General features: G+C 56.8%; 19 protein-coding genes. 11 read left to right on the top strand and 8 right to left on the bottom strand.

All coding sequences use genetic code 11. The features are described 5' to 3' along the window. Window positions 1-3: 3 nt before the first annotated feature. Together CLV58_RS01915 and CLV58_RS01910 are read right to left on the bottom strand one after the other, a co-directional pair. Window positions 4-510: a DinB family protein gene (locus CLV58_RS01915; RefSeq protein ID WP_106136065.1), complete on the bottom strand. Its 507-nt coding sequence runs from the start codon at window positions 508-510 to the stop codon at window positions 4-6. A gap of 107 nt (window positions 511-617) precedes the next feature. Next, complete coding sequence (locus tag CLV58_RS01910) at window positions 618-1,406, bottom strand: glucose 1-dehydrogenase (protein ID WP_106136064.1); 789 nt, start codon at window positions 1,404-1,406, stop codon at window positions 618-620. Between the two features lie 117 nt (window positions 1,407-1,523). On the opposite strand from CLV58_RS01910, the gene CLV58_RS28940 reads away from it, so the two are divergent. The 7 genes from CLV58_RS28940 (at window position 1,524) to CLV58_RS01880 (ending at window position 6,961) form a co-directional block, all read left to right on the top strand. After that, window positions 1,524-1,649 carry a hypothetical protein gene (locus tag CLV58_RS28940; protein ID WP_281257879.1) on the top strand — a complete coding sequence of 42 codons (126 nt, stop codon included), beginning with the start codon at window positions 1,524-1,526 and terminating at the stop codon, window positions 1,647-1,649. Further along, a complete protein-coding gene (locus tag CLV58_RS01905) occupies window positions 1,646-3,361 on the top strand; it encodes a sodium:solute symporter family protein (RefSeq protein WP_106136063.1) in 1,716 nt (571 codons plus the stop codon). The genes CLV58_RS28940 and CLV58_RS01905 overlap by 4 nt, the downstream gene beginning before the upstream one ends. A 165-nt stretch (window positions 3,362-3,526) precedes the next feature. Further along, a complete protein-coding gene (locus CLV58_RS01900; protein ID WP_106136062.1) occupies window positions 3,527-4,048 on the top strand; it encodes a Rieske (2Fe-2S) protein in 522 nt (173 codons plus the stop codon). Window positions 4,049-4,084: 36 nt separating this feature from the next. Further along, on the top strand, window positions 4,085-4,528 hold the full coding sequence (locus CLV58_RS01895; RefSeq protein ID WP_106136061.1) for a thioredoxin family protein: 444 nt from the start codon (window positions 4,085-4,087) through the stop codon (window positions 4,526-4,528). Next, window positions 4,529-5,497 carry an FAD:protein FMN transferase gene (locus tag CLV58_RS01890; protein ID WP_106136060.1) on the top strand — a complete coding sequence of 323 codons (969 nt, stop codon included), beginning with the start codon at window positions 4,529-4,531 and terminating at the stop codon, window positions 5,495-5,497. Between the two features lie 17 nt (window positions 5,498-5,514). Next, window positions 5,515-5,742: a DUF4266 domain-containing protein gene (locus tag CLV58_RS01885; protein ID WP_106136059.1), complete on the top strand. Its 228-nt coding sequence runs from the start codon at window positions 5,515-5,517 to the stop codon at window positions 5,740-5,742. Between the two features lie 7 nt (window positions 5,743-5,749). After that, window positions 5,750-6,961 carry a DUF3570 domain-containing protein gene (locus CLV58_RS01880; RefSeq protein ID WP_106136058.1) on the top strand — a complete coding sequence of 404 codons (1,212 nt, stop codon included), beginning with the start codon at window positions 5,750-5,752 and terminating at the stop codon, window positions 6,959-6,961. Between the two features lie 68 nt (window positions 6,962-7,029). Here CLV58_RS01880 and CLV58_RS01875 read toward each other — a convergent pair whose 3' ends face one another. Then, window positions 7,030-7,926, bottom strand: coding sequence for a DUF2911 domain-containing protein (locus CLV58_RS01875; protein ID WP_106136057.1), 897 nt, complete (start codon window positions 7,924-7,926; stop codon window positions 7,030-7,032). 77 nt (window positions 7,927-8,003) lie between these two features. Here CLV58_RS01875 and CLV58_RS01870 point away from each other — a divergent pair, with 77 nt between their 5' ends. Next, complete coding sequence (locus tag CLV58_RS01870) at window positions 8,004-8,564, top strand: NUDIX hydrolase (RefSeq protein ID WP_106136125.1); 561 nt, start codon at window positions 8,004-8,006, stop codon at window positions 8,562-8,564. An 85-nt stretch (window positions 8,565-8,649) separates the two neighbouring features. Continuing rightward, window positions 8,650-9,048 (top strand): hypothetical protein, encoded by a 399-nt coding sequence (locus CLV58_RS01865; protein ID WP_106136056.1) that lies wholly within the window; start codon window positions 8,650-8,652, stop codon window positions 9,046-9,048. Window positions 9,049-9,188: 140 nt separating this feature from the next. Here the strand turns inward: CLV58_RS01865 and CLV58_RS01860 are convergent, their stop codons facing one another. From CLV58_RS01860 to CLV58_RS01840, 5 genes are all read right to left on the bottom strand, one after another. After that, entirely contained in the window at window positions 9,189-10,841 is a 1,653-nt protein-coding gene (locus CLV58_RS01860; RefSeq protein ID WP_106136055.1) for a S8 family serine peptidase, read from the bottom strand. Next, window positions 10,795-11,463, bottom strand: a complete 669-nt coding sequence (locus CLV58_RS01855) for a hypothetical protein (RefSeq protein WP_245882174.1) — start codon at window positions 11,461-11,463, stop codon at window positions 10,795-10,797. Before CLV58_RS01855 ends, CLV58_RS01860 begins: the two co-directional genes overlap by 47 nt. Window positions 11,464-11,697: 234 nt before the next feature. Continuing rightward, window positions 11,698-12,753, bottom strand: a complete 1,056-nt coding sequence (locus CLV58_RS01850) for an acetate and sugar kinases/Hsc70/actin family protein (RefSeq protein WP_106136053.1) — start codon at window positions 12,751-12,753, stop codon at window positions 11,698-11,700. Window positions 12,754-12,872: 119 nt separating this feature from the next. Next, on the bottom strand, window positions 12,873-13,904 hold the full coding sequence (locus CLV58_RS01845) for a hypothetical protein (protein ID WP_106136052.1): 1,032 nt from the start codon (window positions 13,902-13,904) through the stop codon (window positions 12,873-12,875). A gap of 157 nt (window positions 13,905-14,061) precedes the next feature. Further along, window positions 14,062-14,802: a hypothetical protein gene (locus CLV58_RS01840; RefSeq protein ID WP_106136051.1), complete on the bottom strand. Its 741-nt coding sequence runs from the start codon at window positions 14,800-14,802 to the stop codon at window positions 14,062-14,064. Window positions 14,803-15,048: 246 nt separating this feature from the next. Here CLV58_RS01840 and CLV58_RS01835 point away from each other — a divergent pair, with 246 nt between their 5' ends. Together CLV58_RS01835 and CLV58_RS01830 are read left to right on the top strand one after the other, a co-directional pair. Continuing rightward, a complete protein-coding gene (locus CLV58_RS01835) occupies window positions 15,049-15,948 on the top strand; it encodes an RsmD family RNA methyltransferase (RefSeq protein ID WP_211300805.1) in 900 nt (299 codons plus the stop codon). Window positions 15,949-15,998: 50 nt separating this feature from the next. Continuing rightward, window positions 15,999-17,246, top strand: a complete 1,248-nt coding sequence (locus CLV58_RS01830) for a tetratricopeptide repeat protein (RefSeq protein ID WP_211300804.1) — start codon at window positions 15,999-16,001, stop codon at window positions 17,244-17,246. The last annotated feature ends 101 nt before the right edge of the window (window positions 17,247-17,347 follow it).

Genomic DNA, 17,347 nt, shown 5'->3' with positions numbered 1-17,347 from the left:
CAGTTAGTTGTCGGGGAGTAGCCGTGCGGTGACGGATAACTGGCCCACGTGGCGCATGGTATGTTCGGCGGCATGGACCAACAAACCTAGCACCGTCGACGGGAGTTGCTGACGGCCCACGCCCCGCCAGTCGGTCAGCGTTGTTTCGTCCGTGCTTTTCAACTGCTGCATCGCCCGGTCGACCTGTTGGCTAAACCGCTCGACCAGAGCCGCTACGGGTATATCCGCCGGTGTTCCCTCCGCCGTCAACGCGTCGAGTTGGGCTGGCGAGAGGGCTTCGGCGCGGGCGTAGGTAAACGTGCGGTCGAGGACGCCGGTCAGGTGTTGCAGGTGGAAGCCTACCGAGGCTACCTCGCCACCCCGCCCGCGTGGCCGAACCCAGCTCAGTTCGTCGGGAAAGCCGGTCATCAGTTCCGCAATTTCCTCGCGGGCCTGCAATAGCGCATGTGCCACTGGTTGTAACAAAGGGGGCACATCCGGTAGCGGCCCCCGCATCCATACTTCAGGCATATAGTCGGTAGTCGGTTTTCGGTTTACAGTTTACGGAGTGCCGACTTGTGGTTGTAATTTCGGTCAGGATACAACCGTAGACTGCAAACCGAAAACTGTAAACCGGTTTAAATTACTGTGCCGCCGTCGGCGTAAAACACGGAGCCGGTGCTGTACGATGAAGCCTGTGAGGCCAGAAAGAGCGCCAACGGGCTGATTTCGTCGGTCGTGCCCATGCGGGCGATGGGTAGTCGGCCAACGAAATGATCCAGGATTTTTTCGTTTTGCCAGAGTGCCTGCGAAAACTTGGTTTTGATCAGGCCGGGCGCGATGGCGTTGACACGAATACCATCGGGGCCCCATTCTTTCGCCAGTACCTTCGTCAGCATGTTCAGCGAGGCTTTACTGACACTGTAGATGCCCAGGCCGGGGTCGGGGGTGTCGCCGGCGATGCTGCTCATCATGATAATGCTGCCCCCGCCCCGCGCCTTCAGGCTGGGGTAGCATAGCTTGCTCAGCTCGAACGGCGCTTTCACATTAGCCAGCATGATTTTGTCGAAGGCCAGCCCATCGCAGTCGAGCGAGGGGCCGAATACCGGGTTTGAAGCCGCATTGTTGACCAGAATATCGATGCCACCGTACGTAGCGATGGTCTTGTCGACGAGCTGGGCGAGCTGATCCATGTCGCCAACGTGAGCCGCGATACCAGTGGCGTCGCCCCCCTGCGCCCGAATGTCGCTGGCCAGCTCGTCGAGGGCGTCCTGCCGGCGACTGCTGACCACGACTTTCGCACCGAAGCGGGCGAACAACCGGGCGATATCTTCGCCGATGCCTTTGCTGGCACCGGTGACGATGGCTACTTTGCCACGCAGATCGAACAGATGCTGTTCGGCGGCAGAAACGGATTGTGGGGTCATGGGCGTATCGACCGGGCAAATGCCGGCTTGCTAACCTAGATCATTTTACCACGAATTCAAAGGATATGCCCCGATTGCCGTATTTTCGGCGTTCTATTTGCTGAACCTCGCCTTGCCATGACTGAAACCCCCGACGACCTGCCGCCCTTCGCCCGTTCGTGGCCCCACCTATACGCGATCGTGCTGGGTAGCCTGGTACTCGAAATCGGTCTGTTTTACGTACTGATGCACTGGCTGTCATGAGTACACTCGACTGGGGGGTGTTAGGTGCCACGTTGCTGGGGCTGGTGCTGTACGGGGTGTTACGAAGCCGGGCCGAACGCGCGCGCAACGGCCAAAACCTGGATAGCTACCTGCTGGCCGGGCAGTCGCTGCCGTGGTATCACGTTGGGTTGTCGGTCATGGCGACGCAGGCCAGCGCCATCACGTTTCTGTCGGCACCGGGGCAGGGGTTTACCGATGGCATGCGGTTCGTGCAGTTCTACTTCGGATTACCGCTGGCGATGGTGGTGCTGTCGATTACGTTTGTGCCGATTTTTCACCGGCTAAAGGTGTTTACGGCCTACGAATACCTCGAAACCCGGTTCGACACCCGCGTTCGTACGCTGACGGCGGGTCTGTTTCTGCTGCAACGGGGCTTGTCGACGGGCTTGTCCATCTACGCACCGGCGCTGGTGCTGTCGACCATTCTGAACTGGAATATTTACTGGACCAACATCATCATCGGCGGGCTGGTGCTGGTGTACACAGTGGCGGGCGGGGCAAAGGCCATTTCATACACGCACCTGCAGCAGATGGCAGTGGTGGCGTTTGCGATGGTACTGGCCGGCTATCTGACAGTCAGACTATTACCCCCCGACGTGGGTTTCGTCGATGCGTTGCACGTGGCGGGGAAAGCCGGCCGGATGAACCTGATCGACCTGCATTTCGACCCCAACAGCCGGTACAACCTCTGGTCGGGGCTGATCGGCGGTTTTTTTCTGCAACTGTCGTACTTCGGTACCGACCAGTCGCAGGTGGGGCGTTACCTGACGGGCGAATCGATCGGGCAGAGCCGGCTGGGACTGCTGATGAACGGGCTGCTTAAAGTACCGATGCAGTTTCTGATTCTGCTGGTGGGCATCCTGGTATTTGTGTTCTACCAGTACAACCCGTCGCCCGCTTTTTTCAACCGGCAGGAAACCGATAAGCTACGGAACAGTCCCTACGCCAGTGCCTATCAGGTCGCCGAAATCAAGCATCAGAACCTGACCAATCGGCGGCAGCGGGCGGTGCTGGACTTACAGTCGGCGCTGAAGACGGACGACGAAGCCGGGCAGGACCAGGCGGGCGACCAAATCCGGCAAACCGACGAGGCCCTGAAAACCGTCAAGGCCGACATTGTTGGGCTGATCAAGAAAAACAACCCTTCGGCCGATACCAACGACGTCAACTATGTCTTTCTCCGCTTCGTCCTCGACTACCTGCCCCACGGCCTGATCGGCCTCCTGATCGCCATGATCTTTCTGACCTCGATGGGATCGGTCGCGTCGGCGTATTCGTCGCTGGCATCGACATCGGTGGTCGACGTGTACCGGCGACTGATTCAACCCAATGCCAGCGATGCCCACTACCTCAATGCCTCCCGCTGGTCGACTATCGGCTGGGGCGTTTTCTGCGTCATTGTCGCGCAGTTTGCTAATCAGTTCGGCAGCATGATCGAAGCCGTCAACGTGCTGGGCTCCTTGTTTTACGGGGTCGTGCTCGGCGTATTCGTCGTTGCTTTCTACGTCAAGTCCATCGGCGGTACGGCCACGTTCTGGGCCGCGATCATCGCCGAACTATTCGTTATCCTGAGCTGGTATTTCGACCTGACAGCTTTTCTGTGGCTGAATGCTATCGGTTGCCTGCTCGTCGTCGGCATCGCCATGGTGCTACAGCAGTTTGTACGACAGCCTGCTGATTCGCAGCGCTGATCACATTTATGGCTGTGAGCCGGCAGTCGGCGCTACAAATGGGGCTGTGCGATAGTGTAAGCTGAGGGGACGGCTACTCCTGACAAATTTTTAACGGCGGCCAGTGCAACGCTGGTGAGTAGAACTACGTATTAACAGTAACAGGTTACTGCCTGTCATCTGCCTATGAATCGCTTTGATTTTTTGAAATCGCTCGGCTTTACGGGGGCTGCCCTGATGGCTGCCATGACTTCCTGTATCCGTGAAGAAGATACGGTTGTCGATGCACTGACCATTCCGGGACCACAAAGTACCGCACCGACAACGTCCACGGGGACGAGCGGCACGGCGACGTCACCTGGCTCGACAACGGGTACGACCAGCGCAGGAGTCGACCTGAGTACGATCACGAATCGCTTGCTGACGATCAACCTGGGTACGACGACCGCACTGAAGACGGTAGGCGGCTACGTTGCGCAGAGTGGTATCGTTGTGGCACAGGTTAGCACGGGCGTCTACGTGGCCGTTACGCAAACATGCAGCCATGAGCCGCAAAAGGCCATTATTTTCAACAGAACCGAGTTTTATTGCACAAAACACGGGGCGCGCTTCGACCTGACCGGTAAGGGACTGAACAGCTTCGGTAGTCGGGGACTTACCGTATACAAAACCGCTACGGATGGCAGTACACTGGTGGTGTACAGCTAGACGCTGAAAAAAAACGTCTGTTTACCTTTTCGCACGATGAACGCTTTTATTCTCCAACTACTGACCTTGCTGACGATGACAACGTCTGGCTGGCAGCTTAATTTCGAACAGGCCAGAGTCGAAGCCGAGCAGCGACATAAACTGATTCTGCTGAATTTTTCGGGCTCTGACTGGTGTGGGCCCTGCATCAAACTAAAAAAAGATGTGTTTGAGTCGGCCGAGTTTACGCAGTTTTCCGAAGAGCACCTGGTGCTGGTTCGGGCCGATTTTCCTCGTTCCTCGAAAAACAAACTGGACGCCCGGCAGGAAGCGCACAACGAAGCGCTGGCCGAAAAGTACAACAGGCAGGGTAAGTTCCCGTTTACGGTTCTGCTCGCGCCGGACGGCCGCGTGCTGAAGGAATGGGATGGCTACCCGCAGTCGCTGACGGTGGACTCATTCGTGGCGTCCATCCGGGCCGTAACGCCCGCCAGGAACTAGATGGAACCAGCCGCGCAGATCCACCAATGGGTGGGGCGACTGATGGGAAACCGGTTCGAAATCAGCGTCATAAGTCCTGATGCTGGCTGGGCGAACGAACGCCTTGCCGATGCCGTAGCGGAAATCAGCCGTATCGAACGGCTGCTGACGACATTCGACGACGCAAGCCAGACCAATCAGATCAATGCCAACGCCGGTATTCGTCCGGTGCGGGTCGATGCCGAGGTGTTCGCACTGATCGAGCGATCGCTCCGCCTGTCGGCGCTGACGCAGGGGGCCTTCGACATCACCTACGGCTCGCTGGACAAGCGGCTGTGGAATTTCGATACCACCATGACGGCGTTGCCCGACCCGGCGACGGCCCGGCAGCTGGTCCGGCTCATCAACTACCGAAACGTGGTGCTGGATCGGGGAGCGTCGACCGTATTTCTGAAAGAACGGGGGATGCGTATCGGCTTTGGCGGCATTGGCAAAGGCTATGCCGCCGAACAGGCGAAACGACGGTTACAGGCGCTGGGCGTCGACCACGGCATCGTCAACGCAGCTGGTGACCTGACAACCTGGGGGCGACAGCCAAACGGACAACCCTGGACCGTTGGCATTGCCGATCCTGATCGGCAGGGAACAGCCATGCGGGCCTTTTCGTATCTGAATATCAGCGATATGGCCATCGCTACCTCGGGAAACTACGAGAAGTATGCGCTAATCAACGGCCGACGGTACGCGCATACGATCGATCCGAAAACGGGCTACCCGGTTTCGGGCATTAAAAGCGTAACCATTATCGCGCCGAACGCCGAACTGGCCGATGCACTGGCAACGCCCGTTCTGGTGATGGGGGTAAGCGTTGGACTCGATCTCATCAACCAGTTGCGTCACGTCGCCTGTATCATTATCGATGAGGCTGACCGGCTTCACACCTCGGCTACCATTCGACTGGTGACCCAGCCGAGCATTCCGACCCACTAACAATACCGAGACTACCCATGATAAACCAAACAAAAACAGCCGCGCTGCTCGTGGTTGCGCTGGCAGGAACCGCGTTGACGGGCTGCGTTTCTGTCAAAGAATATCAGAAAAGCCGGATCAACGACGCAGACATGGAACTGTCGGCGCGTAAGTCGGAAAAGTTCGAACAGAATTTTTACCTCTACCGCGAAGGGGCTGCCGGTGCCAACGGGGGGAAAAGTGGCGGGGGCTGCGGCTGTAACTAAACGCTATATGAAAAAAATCTGCCTGTCAGTAGGAATGTTGCTGAGTTTGTGGCGGGCCGGATATGCCCAGCAAACGGCAGCGCCTGCCTACGAAAAACGTAAATTACAGGTCGCTGAAGTCAATCTGGTATCGAGTTATTACGAGCAGGGGGGCAAAAATTCAGCCGTGACGGGCGGCATCGGGTCGGAATACCTGCGGGATTATGCCCAGTCGTTCGACCTGGTACTCAAATCGACCGACCGGCGAAATCGGGAACATACCGTCGTATTCGATTTTAACCTGGATCATTACACGTCGGCTTCGTCCGATCAGATCGATCCGCTCACGGTTTCGTCCGCTTCCCGGAGCGATACGCATATTTACCCGGCCATTTCCTGGAACGTGCGCGATGATGTCAGGCGGGTGACCAAAGGGATTTCGCTGGCCTATTCAACTGAATACGATTACAAGTCGTATGGCGTCAACCTGAATTTTAGCAAGCTGTCGGCCGATAACAACCGGGAGGTATCGCTGAAAGCCGGGGCCTTTTTCGATACCTGGACGGTAATTTTACCCGCTGAGCTACGCCCGGAAGGGTATGGGTCGGGGGCGCACGGCGATCGTGATCCGGTCGACCATAAACCGCGTAACTCGTACAACCTGGGGCTGTCGGTCTCACAGGTTATCAACAAGCGATTACAGGCTTTTTTCACGGTCGAACCGGCGTTTCAGCAGGGCCTGCTCAGTACACCTTTTCACCGGATGTATTTTAACGATGGCTCGGAAACCGTAGAACGGCTGCCCGGTTCACGACTGAAACTGCCGGTCGGTCTGCGCCTGCATTACTTTCTGGGCGATCGGTTCATCGTCAGAACGTTCTACCGCTATTACATAGACAACTGGGGGATGAAAGCCCATACAGTTAACCTTGAACTGCCCATTAAAGTAACGTCCTTCGTCTCGCTCAGCCCCTTCTACCGCTACAGTAATCAGACGGCCGTGCGGTATTTCGCGCCATACGGTGAACACAAGCCGACGGACCGTTACTACACGAGCGATTACGACATCTCGGGGTTTCACAGCCAGTTTTTTGGCATGGGCATACGACTGGCACCACCGGGAGGCCTGTTGGGCATAGGCCACTGGCAGAGCGTCGAGCTTCGGTACGGACGTTATAACCGGAGCGCCGGGATGGGGATGCAGGCCAACAGCCTGACCCTGCTGGCCAAATTTAAATAGCCTGTGTACCGGAAAGGGGGCCTGGTATCGACCAGGCCCCCTTTCCGGTACACAGAAGACTGTAACGCTTATGCCCGCTTGCCCTTTTTGCCTTTGGTCGGCATCGCAGGGACTTTAGCAGTATACTCAGCAATGGCTTTCTCGATACCGTCTTTGAAGAACGGGAACGACGCGTCGTTCGACGATTGGCCCATCGCCAGTGCTTTCTGCGCAACGGGCAGTGCTTCGGCGTATTTGCCCAGCTTGCCCAGCACCTGTGCTTTGACAAACAGGTTGCGGTAGGTTTCTTTCATCGAAACCGATTTGTCGATCCAGGTCAGTGCCTGCTCCAGATTCCGGCCTTTCGACAGGTTGTAGTTGGCAGCCGCCTGCAATACGGCTGCGTCTTCCGGCTTTTCCGCAACGGCTTTCTCGACGTTGGCTGCTGCATTGGCGTTTACGTCAACACGCAACGGAGCAACTGCTTTCGCGTTGGCCCACATGAAATTCATATTGGCGGTGCTGTCGGTAACGTCGCTGAAACCAATGGTGAATGTCTGGGTCGGGTCCGCTTCTTTGGCCACTTTGATCGGTACACGCAGCGCATCCTCATCCTGCTTGTAAGTCTGTTCGGTCACGCCCATGTTCTTGCTGAAAATCAGCGTCCAGTTGTCAGCGGCTGGGATCGACAGGATGGCGTATGAGCCGGCGGGCAGCGTTTTGCCGTCGACCATCAGGTCCGTCGAGGTGGTGAAGGCCGTTGCCTGGTTGGCACCCGTCCGCCATACTTTACCGGTGGGGATGAAGGCGTCGGTGAAGGGCGTCCGGCCTTTCAGGCTGGGCCGGGAGTACTTGACGGTCAGGTCCGTCGTGCCAACGGTCTGCATGACCGTCGCGGCCGGGCTGGGGCTGGGGAGTTTAATCTGGGCAGTGGCGAGTTGAGCCGCCAGTGCGAACGTTGCACAGCTCAGTACGAGTTTACGCATGGTTAGACTTGGTTTGTAACGCGGGTTTTATGAAAAACTGGTCGAAATTGCCCCTTTTTTACCGTAAAAACCAACCCATGCACCGCCAGCATCTGCTTTCGCTGCTTCAACAGCACCTCGACAACCCCGCTACGATTGATCCCGACGAGCGGGCGATGACAAAAGCTACCCAGCAGTTTGTGCAGGAACACCCCAACTGCTTCGATCGCTCCCTGCTGATCGGTCACGTGACGGGGTCGGCCTGCATCGTGAGCCCCGACCGGCAGCAGACAGTGCTCATCCACCACGGTAAGCTCGACCGCTGGTTTCAGCCCGGTGGTCATGCTGATGGTGACCCCGATGTGGCTGCCGTGGCCCTGAAAGAAGCGCAGGAAGAAACCGGCCTGACCCGCCTGAGGCTGGTAGCAGAATCGGGAAAGCCAGCCCCTATTTTCGATGTCGACGTGCATCCAATCCCGGCGCGGGGTGACGTGCCAGCGCATCTTCATTATGACATTCGTTTTTTAATCGAAGCCGATTCGACGGAGCCATTTGTCCATACGGATGAAGTGCAGAATGTTAACTGGTTTTTGCTGGCTGATGCCAAATCAATGGCTGATTCTCCGTCTTTAAGCAGAATGCTGATGAAAATTAGCTAAAACTATAAAACTAGTAGGTGGTTTTTTGATGTTTTAATGTTGATTTAACAAGTGTATATTTGTTGAACATCAAAACCACCTGACCATGAACGCAACATACACCCTGCTGCTGGGCCTTGCCCTGGTGGCGATAAGCAACTGGAGTTGCGCGCAGGAAAAACCCTCCTGGGCAAACGACCCAACCTACTCGACTGGAAATTACAAGCATCCAAACAAAGCACGGGCTGCCCGCCAGGCAAGTACGAAAGAAGCTGTTTCGGTAATGGCTCCAACCGTGGCCGACGCGCAACTGGCGAACTACAAACAGCAGCGGCCCAATCAGGCTCCGGCTGGCGGTATTACCGTCGACCATACGCCATCGGCCTCACTGGCTGATCGCAATTACAAAATTCAGGTACCTGTCCGGGACAATGGCTCAAACGACAGCGTTATCAGCCGGCGTTCGAAACAGAAGAAGGACAGCGAATCGGGCGTAGGTAACTAGACGATAGCCTGAAAAGCCGCGCGTCGGCCTGTGCAATGGCAGTCATTGCACAGGCCGACGCGCGGCTTTTCGGACGTTTCTTACGCAAACAGGTTCTCGTGCCTGTACCCGGACCGTCCGGTGATGCTCCTTGGGCGATGCTACCGTTTAAGCACTTTCAGACTTCGTTTGTTTTCCCCGGCCACCAGCGTCAGTACGTACATGCCTGTCGACAAACCAATGTTGGGTAGGGTGAAAGCGGCAACGCCGGGTGGTGTAGTGCGCGTTTGCCAGAGCAGCCGACCGGCGAGGTCCGTAAGGGTCGCTTCGAGTACGGTATTGACGTCGAGTTCACCCCAGCTAACCATCAGCGGTTCAAGGTCGGAAAAGGGGATCGGATAGACCGTCAGCGGCTTGAATGTTTCGACAACGGTCTGCGCCCGACTGAAATCAGGAATGCCGTAGCCGAGTTGCGCGTCAGGCGTCGTGTATTGACTGCCCGACCGACGTAAGGCCGCCGTGACCTGGGCGGCCGTCAGGCGGGGATTGGCCTGCCAGAATCCCGCTGCCAGTCCAGCCAGCAGGGGAGTAGCGAACGAAGTCCCGTTGCCGGAGACGACCCGGCCGTCGGGGGCGCCAATGACGGTTCCCTGTCCCCGCGCGTCGAGATCGGGCTTGACGCGCCCGTCGGCGGAGGGACCAATCGAACTAAACGACGCCCGGTTGCCCGCCGACGTAACCGCGCCAACTGCCAGGACCGAGGCCGCATCGGAGGGGGCGGAAATGTACCGCCAGGCATTGTCCCCTTCGTTGCCAGCCGCTACAACAACGACCATGCCCGTCTGGGTGGCGATCTGTGCGGCCCGCGTGCAGATCGCCGTCTTACCGTCCATGTTGGCGTATGTGTAGTTGCTGCTGGCATCGTCGAACTGGGTGTACCCCAGCGATGAACTAATCACGTCGACGCCCGCGCTGTCGGCGTACTCGGCACCGAACAGCCAGTTGGCTTCCTCTACGCGGCTTTCGCTGGCTACGTCTTCCGTGCGCAACAAGATAAACGACGCTTTGTAAGCGGTGCCATACAGCAGGCCGCTGGACGTGGCGGCAATGGCGGCCAGGCACGACATGCCATGCGAATCGTCTTCGTAGACACTGGTTTCTTTGGCGACAAAATCGTAGGTGGCCAGCACGCGCTGTTCATCGAATAGGGGTTTGAGAAACCCGACTTTATCGGCATTCAGAAAGCCGCCATCCAGTACGCCAATCAGCATTCCTTCACCGTGATAACCCGCATCGTGCATTTTATCGGCCCCAATCTGGGTAACCTGCGTCTGCGACGGTCCGTAGTCGAGCGCGGCTATAGTGCCAAACTTCCGGTCGGGGCTGTACGCGTCGGCGCGTTGCCGGGCCCCCGACAAGGGCCGGTCGAACTCGATCCCGCTGACAAAGGGCAGTTGTCGGACGGTGGCCAGTACGGCGTCGTTTGCTTCGATCAGCACCGCGTTGAACCAGCGCGACGGAAACCAGATTTTAGCGCCAGCCTGCTGCAACTGACTGATATAAGCCGGATTAACGGGCAGATCGCGCAGCTGTACCGGAATATTCTGCCGTTGTCGGCGCAGGATGGCCCGCTGCGACAGAAACTGCTCCGGCCGGTCGACGGAGTAGGGGGTACCTGCCTTATCGCGTAGCAGCACCAGATACTTACGCGTCTGCGCCTGACCCGATGCTGTCAGGCCGATGAGTAACAGGGCGGTTAGTACCCAGTTAATTCGTACCGTATTGGCGAAGTCGGTAAACTTGTCGAAAGCCATAGTCAATCTGGTTGGTACCCACGCAGGTGGGCGTCGATGAGCAGTACTGTAGCTGAACCCGTTCGCGGTAAACGATACCTACCTGACGGGCAAATACCGTCAGCCGTCTGGTTTGCGACACCAGGGTCGAATCGTTCTGCCCAAGCACCGTCAGAGTCTGGTTGAAGGTCGTATCCGATACGCGGTAAGGCTGCCCGACGTTGCGCAGTTCGTAGGTCTCTTCGCCCAGCGCATTGTACCGATTGCCGTTCCATTGAAGTCGATCCCGAACGGGGAACAGTACCAGAACGAATGGCTGCCCATTTTCCGTACGACGTAATTCCGTGTTGGTGCGCTGAACCGCCCAGATCGAGTCGAGTTGCCAGTCTGTCGCCGGGCTGGGTCGGCGGTAGCGCAGGAGTCGGTAGGTCGTTTGTCCGGCTGCGTCGGTATAGGGAGTGCCGATAATCTCCTTAATCTGATAGGTTCGTTGAACGGGTGTTGCGTTGAGCGCATATTGCTGCTCGCTGACGTCGTATACGCAGTACCGGCCCGTCTCGATCGGCGCGTAGTCGTAGCCCGGCCCCGCATCGGTAACCGGTTCGCGCTGGCAGCTCAGCAACCATAGTAGAGAAAGTAGCAATAGGTAGCGCAAGACGGTATGTTGCCCCGGAATTGATTCCGGGGCATAGGGTAAACGGGCAATTCCCCTGCCAAAAAAACAGCTCGTTCAGGGTCATCCGAACGAGCTGTTTTTTTTTGGACCGGTGCTGGTAGCCTGGACCTCCAGGTCCGGGTGCCCGTCAGGGCAACTGTTGCAGGCGGTAGCTTTATCGGTCGCTGTCGCGCCCACCCGGACCTGGAGGTCCACCGATACCTACTTCGTTGTCAGCAGGAAGCCGATGGTGAAGTTGGCATCCCAGTCGAAGACAAACTGCTTACAGCCGGTGGCTTCGGCAATGGCTTTGTAGATGTTGATACCCGCCTTGTCTTTCGCGTTGTCGAGTTTGTAGGCGGTGGGCGCATCGAGAACCGTGTACCGCTCTTTGCCATTCCGCGATACTTTCGCCATGTCGAATGGCACCCCGCCGATGATAAAGCAGGTGTTCCGCAGGTCGTTGGGTACCTGTTTTGCCTTGGCCGCCACTTCCGTGGCTACCGTTTCGTCGCTCGTGCTATTCTGATAGTATTTGGCACCGTAGGTTTCCAGCGCTTTTGTCGCGTCGCCGTTCTTCCACGAAATCTTGGTGTTGCCCGAGCCAATGTCAACCACAAACGCTTTGTTGGCGTATTCGGCGGGCAGTACCGACCGCAGGCCAAGTGAGCCTTCCTGTTCCGGCGTTACGATGTTGACGAAGTAATTCAGTGATTTGAGGGCCTTGATAATCTTCTGCGTGCCCTCGGCCTTGATAGCGCCCGAGCTGACAACGAAGTGAATGTCGCGGCCACCCACGCCGAAGTCGAGCATCTTGCCGATGTAGCTTTTCAGCCCCTGCCGGACATCATCGTCCGTTGCCATGTTTTCCATCACCAGGCTGTTGCCGAATTCCGCTTTCTCCAGCTTCCAGCGCTTCTGATCGTCGACTTTAACAATGAACGAGTTAAAGCCACTAGCCCCCAGTTCGACAACCCCTTTCAGCTTGCCCCCCTCGGGTGCGGGTGGCGTAAACGTGAAGGCTGGTCTGCCCGAACCGGGACTGGTCATGTCGGGCCCGTCGGACGTCGCCGTCGATTCATTATCGGGGCTCACCGGCGCATTGTTGTTATCGGCACCCGGCTCGTCGGGGCGGGGCATGGTCGAGGATTGGTCGGCCTCGCGCGGGGCCAGCTTACGCAGGGCGTCGTTGCCGCCGAAATAGCGGAATCCAAAGAAAACGGCGGCCAGGATCAGGGCTGTAATCAGCAGCCGTCCGGCAGTAGTGAGTCGTTGCATATGTTTGTAGTTGTGAGGTTTTATAGTTGTAGCGTTATAGAGTCGTAAAGTTTCCATCCGGCGTCAGCCAGAACGCGCTAGCCAACTTTATAACTTTACGACTCTATAACGCTACAACTTTAGTCTAACAAATTCCGGTAGCCGGCGTCTTTGGGGGGATTGATCTGACCCGGCTGCGGGGCCGTGATGGGGTTGGGTGCTGCGTTGGTGTCGGTTTGAATCAGCCCAAACTCACCTTTGTTGTAGGCTTCCAGCAGCGCCTGTCCTTTGTCCGACAACACTCCGTTCTGAATATCGACGCCATTGATGAAATCCATCGACAGGTCCATGGCCCGCTTCATCTCGCCGAGTTTTTTGCTCATGTCGTCCTGGATGTATTCCATCGACTCGTCGAAGTAGAACCGCTTGTCGGGGTCGCCCTTGAAGATGCTGACGGCGGTTTTCAGCGCGTTCGAGCTTTCCTTGACGATCTGATACTCCGTTTCTTTCAGCCGGACTTTAATCTCGGTTTCCTTGATGATGTAGTCGGCGCTCTGGTTAACTTTTTCCATGAAGGCCAGCACCATTTTCATGTTGCGTTGCAGCGGAGCCAGCTTTTCGTTCATCTCCTGCAAGCCGGCCCCTTCAATCGTGGCCAGCTGGGCCTGCTCTTTCATGCCGGGGCGGTCGCTGAGGCTGCTGGCCTTGTTGGCTTCGGCGAATTTCTGCTTGATCGACTCGTTGTTCTCGTTGATCTTCTTGTTGAGTTTCACGAGCTGACCGGCCAATGTATCGATCTGCCCCTGCATTTTCTGCCGCTTGTCTTTCAGATCCTGCACGTAGATTTTCATGATCGCAATCGGGTTCAGCTGGATGACCGTGCCCGTGATGCTGCGCATCAGCGATTTGAAGAGAAAAAAGACGGCCGTACGTACGTCCTTGCTGGTAAACAGGAAGATCAGTACGCCCAGCGCGCCCAGGAGCAGCGATAGTTCGAGAATGTTGCTCGTTGCCCGGATAAGGAATTCAAGAATATCGTTGAGGTGCAGGAAACCGAAACCAGCGATTGCCGCCAGCACGATCATGCCGAAAATGCCCTCGGGGCGGCTCCAGAACGATTTTTTGTCGGACTCCGTGTTGCCGCCGATCTGCGAAAAATCAGGTGTTGCCATGGGGAATGAAGTTTTATCGTTGTAAAGTTGGATGGCCGTAAAGTTATAGAGTTGGATAGTCGTAAAGTTGTATAGTTGGCTGGCGCGTCAGTTCATCCGGCGGTAGCCGCATGAGGTAGCAACTTTATAACTTTACGACTTTATAACTTCGAAAACTTTACAACTTCAGATACTGTGTCAGTTTACGAATATCGTCGTTGATCTGTTCGACGAAATGAGCGTAGGTCGTTTCGTAATTCTGCTGGTTTTGCCGAATCTTGGCCCCCTGCTCGCTCATTTCCCCGGTGATCGCCTGCAATCGTTCGGTATTGGCCGCCCGTTTCTGCTCGATTTCCTGTACTTGTCGGGTCAGCGCGTCGTTTTCGGCCTGCAGTCGCTGCTGCTCATTCTCCAGTCCGCCAACGCGCTCGGTCAGTGCGGCATCCACACTTCTGGTAAACCCATCCCGGTCTTTCTGCAAAGCCGCGACGTACTGATTCGCGGTTCTCGTCAGGACACCGATGTCGGCCGGCCCACCGAGCGCTTTGAAACTGGCCCAGGCTGCCTGAAACTGCTTGTCTTCCGGTAAGCCTAAGTTCGTCAGGCTTTTAAGCGTCTCGCGGAACTCGAAATAATCGGGGCCGGGCGGGTTGTTCTGCGCCAGTACGTTCGCCAGATGCTCCGCGAATTTTGGGTCGAGGTTGCCCGATCCCGGTGAAGCGGAATTGGAACGGCCTGTCTGGGAGCTGGCCGTGGACGCAGCTGACGCTGGTGTCGGGGCCGGCGCTTCCGTCGGTGCCGGCCGGGGTGGGGCTGCGCTGGTCGTCGGCGGTGTTCCTGTAGCGGTCGACGCCGGATCTTCCTCCTTGATAAAAAAGCGCAGAATGCGATTTCCCAGTGATGATTCTTGGTCGGACATGATGTCAATCGGTGCCGGTGAAACCCGGTTGGTGAAAGCCTGAGCAATGTTACAAGGTTCCCTGCATATCAGCAACGCCGTTTTACGCCGAACGGTTAACCACCCTGATGAACTGTCGCCGAACGGGCCGAATTGCGTACCTTTGCACGCATTGAGTGATTGAGTGATTGAGTGATTGATTAAGCTGACGCACCCGTAGCGAAGGCGGATCACTCAATCACTCAATCACTCAACCATTCAATAAGTATGATTAGTCTGATTACCCCCGCGCCCTGGTCGGCTTACGAGCTGATCGATTCCGGCGATTTTTATAAACTCGAACGCTTTGGCGAGTACGTACTGGCCCGGCCTGAACCGCAGGCTGTCTGGCGTAAGTCACTCTCCGACGACGAATGGGCGGACCGTGCCCACGCTACCTTTCGGCGCGACCGCAGTTCCCCTGAGCGGGGCGACTGGCAGGTGAAACCCGGTATGCGTGATCCCTGGCAAGTCCGGTTTCAGCAGCAGGGCCTGGACCTGACGTTCAAACTGGCGTTGACGACCTTCAAGCACGTCGGGATTTTTCCCGAGCAGGCCAACAACTGGGCGTATATATACGATGCCGTGTCGGCGATGAAAAAGACCACCGAGCGGCCACGCGTATTGAATTTGTTTGCGTACACAGGTGGCGCTTCACTGGCGGCCCGGCAGGCCGGTGCCGACGTTACGCACGTCGACGCGGTGAAGCCGGTAATCAGCTGGGCGCGCGAAAACATGGACTACAGCGAACTCGACAACATTCGCTGGGTCGTTGAAGATGCCGTGAAATTCGTTCGTCGTGAAGTGCGCCGGGGCAACCGCTACAACGGCATTATTCTGGACCCGCCCGCTTATGGTCGTGGACCTGATGGCGAAAAATGGGTGCTCGAAGAGCAGATTTACGAGCTACTGGGTGCCTGCGCCGATTTGCTCGACGGCGACGATTTCTTTTTTATCATCAATCTGTATTCGCTCGGTTTCTCGTCGCTCATCGTCGACAACCTGATGGCGCAGCTCTTCGGCAACGTCCCGAATGCAGAATCGGGGGAACTGTATCTGGCCGACACGTTCAACAAACGCCTGCCGCTGGGCGTGTTTTTTCGGTTCACATCGGTCAGTGTTGACTGATTGAATGATAGACTGATTGAATGAAAATATTGATAACGAACGAGATTAGAATGTATTATCAGTGGCTGAGCAAACGATTACGTTGGTTAGCCACTCAATCATTCTATTATTCAATCATTCTGTCATTAATTATCTCCTGCACCTCCGACGAGCAGCGGGGGGCGTACATTCCGGATTATCCAAAACCCGGCGACAGCAGCCGGACGGCGGGTGCGCTACGTGCCCTGACACGGGCCATCAATCAATCGTCGTCGCCGACGGCCTATGCCAAACGGGCGGCTATCTACCTGGCGATGGGCCGGGAGGCTGATGCGCTGGACGATATCAACGAAGCGATCAGCCGGGATGGTGACGTCGGTAGCTTTTATTTGACGCGGGCCCAAATCCTGCGCGATCGGCAACAGCCCGACAAAGCGCTGGAAAATGCGCAACGGGCTGAAATACTGGGAGTTAATACGCCCGAGCTGTACACCTTGCAGGGTGACTTGTTGCAGCAGCAGAACCAGTTCGATAAGGCTCGGCTGTTTCTGGCTCGCGCCCTGCAAATGGCTCCGTATGATGGTGAAGCGTATTTTTTTCGGGGACTGATGGCGGCCCGCACCGGCGATACGGCGCAGGCGGTCAGCTTGTACGAGCAGTCACTTCGGCTGAAACCGCGCTACCTGGAAACATATAATCAACTGGCGTCGATTTACCGGACCCGCCGGGATTTGTATTCGGCCCTGAATTACATCACGCGGGCCGTGCAGTACTTCCCCCAGAACGCCCGGCTTCAGTACAGCCGGGGACTGATCTACCACACGGCCGGTCGGCTCGACAGCGCGCAGCAATGTTATCAGCGGGTCATCCAGTTGCAGCCGGGCTATTACCAGGCTTATTTTCAGTCGGGGCTGATCAACCAGCGCTTTCGCAACTACTACGCAGCCCTGGCCGATTACCAGCGGGTGCAGCAACTGCGTCCGCAGTTCCCGCGCATCGATACGTATATCGGCTACTGTCACGAGCAGATGGGGCAGTACGACCTAGCCGTGGCTGCGTACAGCAAAGCGACAAAACTCAACGTCGGCGACCGGCAGGCCACCGCTGGTTTGTGGCGTTCGCAACGCCGACAGTACCAAAACCAATATAACCCTGTATTTTTGCCCAATTCGACCGAGAAAGCCGCTAGCGATAACCGCGAACGGACCCGACTCGACACGACCCGCGTTCGCATTTCGACCATTGCGCCCAAAACAAGGGAAATCGGCGGTGGCAGTGATTCGCTTCGCCGGGCCGTCAAGCCACTCGGGCCGAATTAAAGTGTATGGTTCACGGTTTTCAGTTTACGGTGGCTGACGCGTGCGTCGCGAACAGTGAACCGAAAACTGTATACCGAAAACCAAACGGTAAGCTGTCCGCA

It is taken from the genome of Spirosoma oryzae, assembly GCF_003002825.1.
Taxonomy (GTDB): Bacteria; Bacteroidota; Bacteroidia; order Cytophagales; family Spirosomataceae; genus Spirosoma; species Spirosoma oryzae.
The sequence above is the reverse complement of the archived record's forward strand: the minus strand, read 5'-3'. Positions and strand labels throughout refer to the sequence as shown.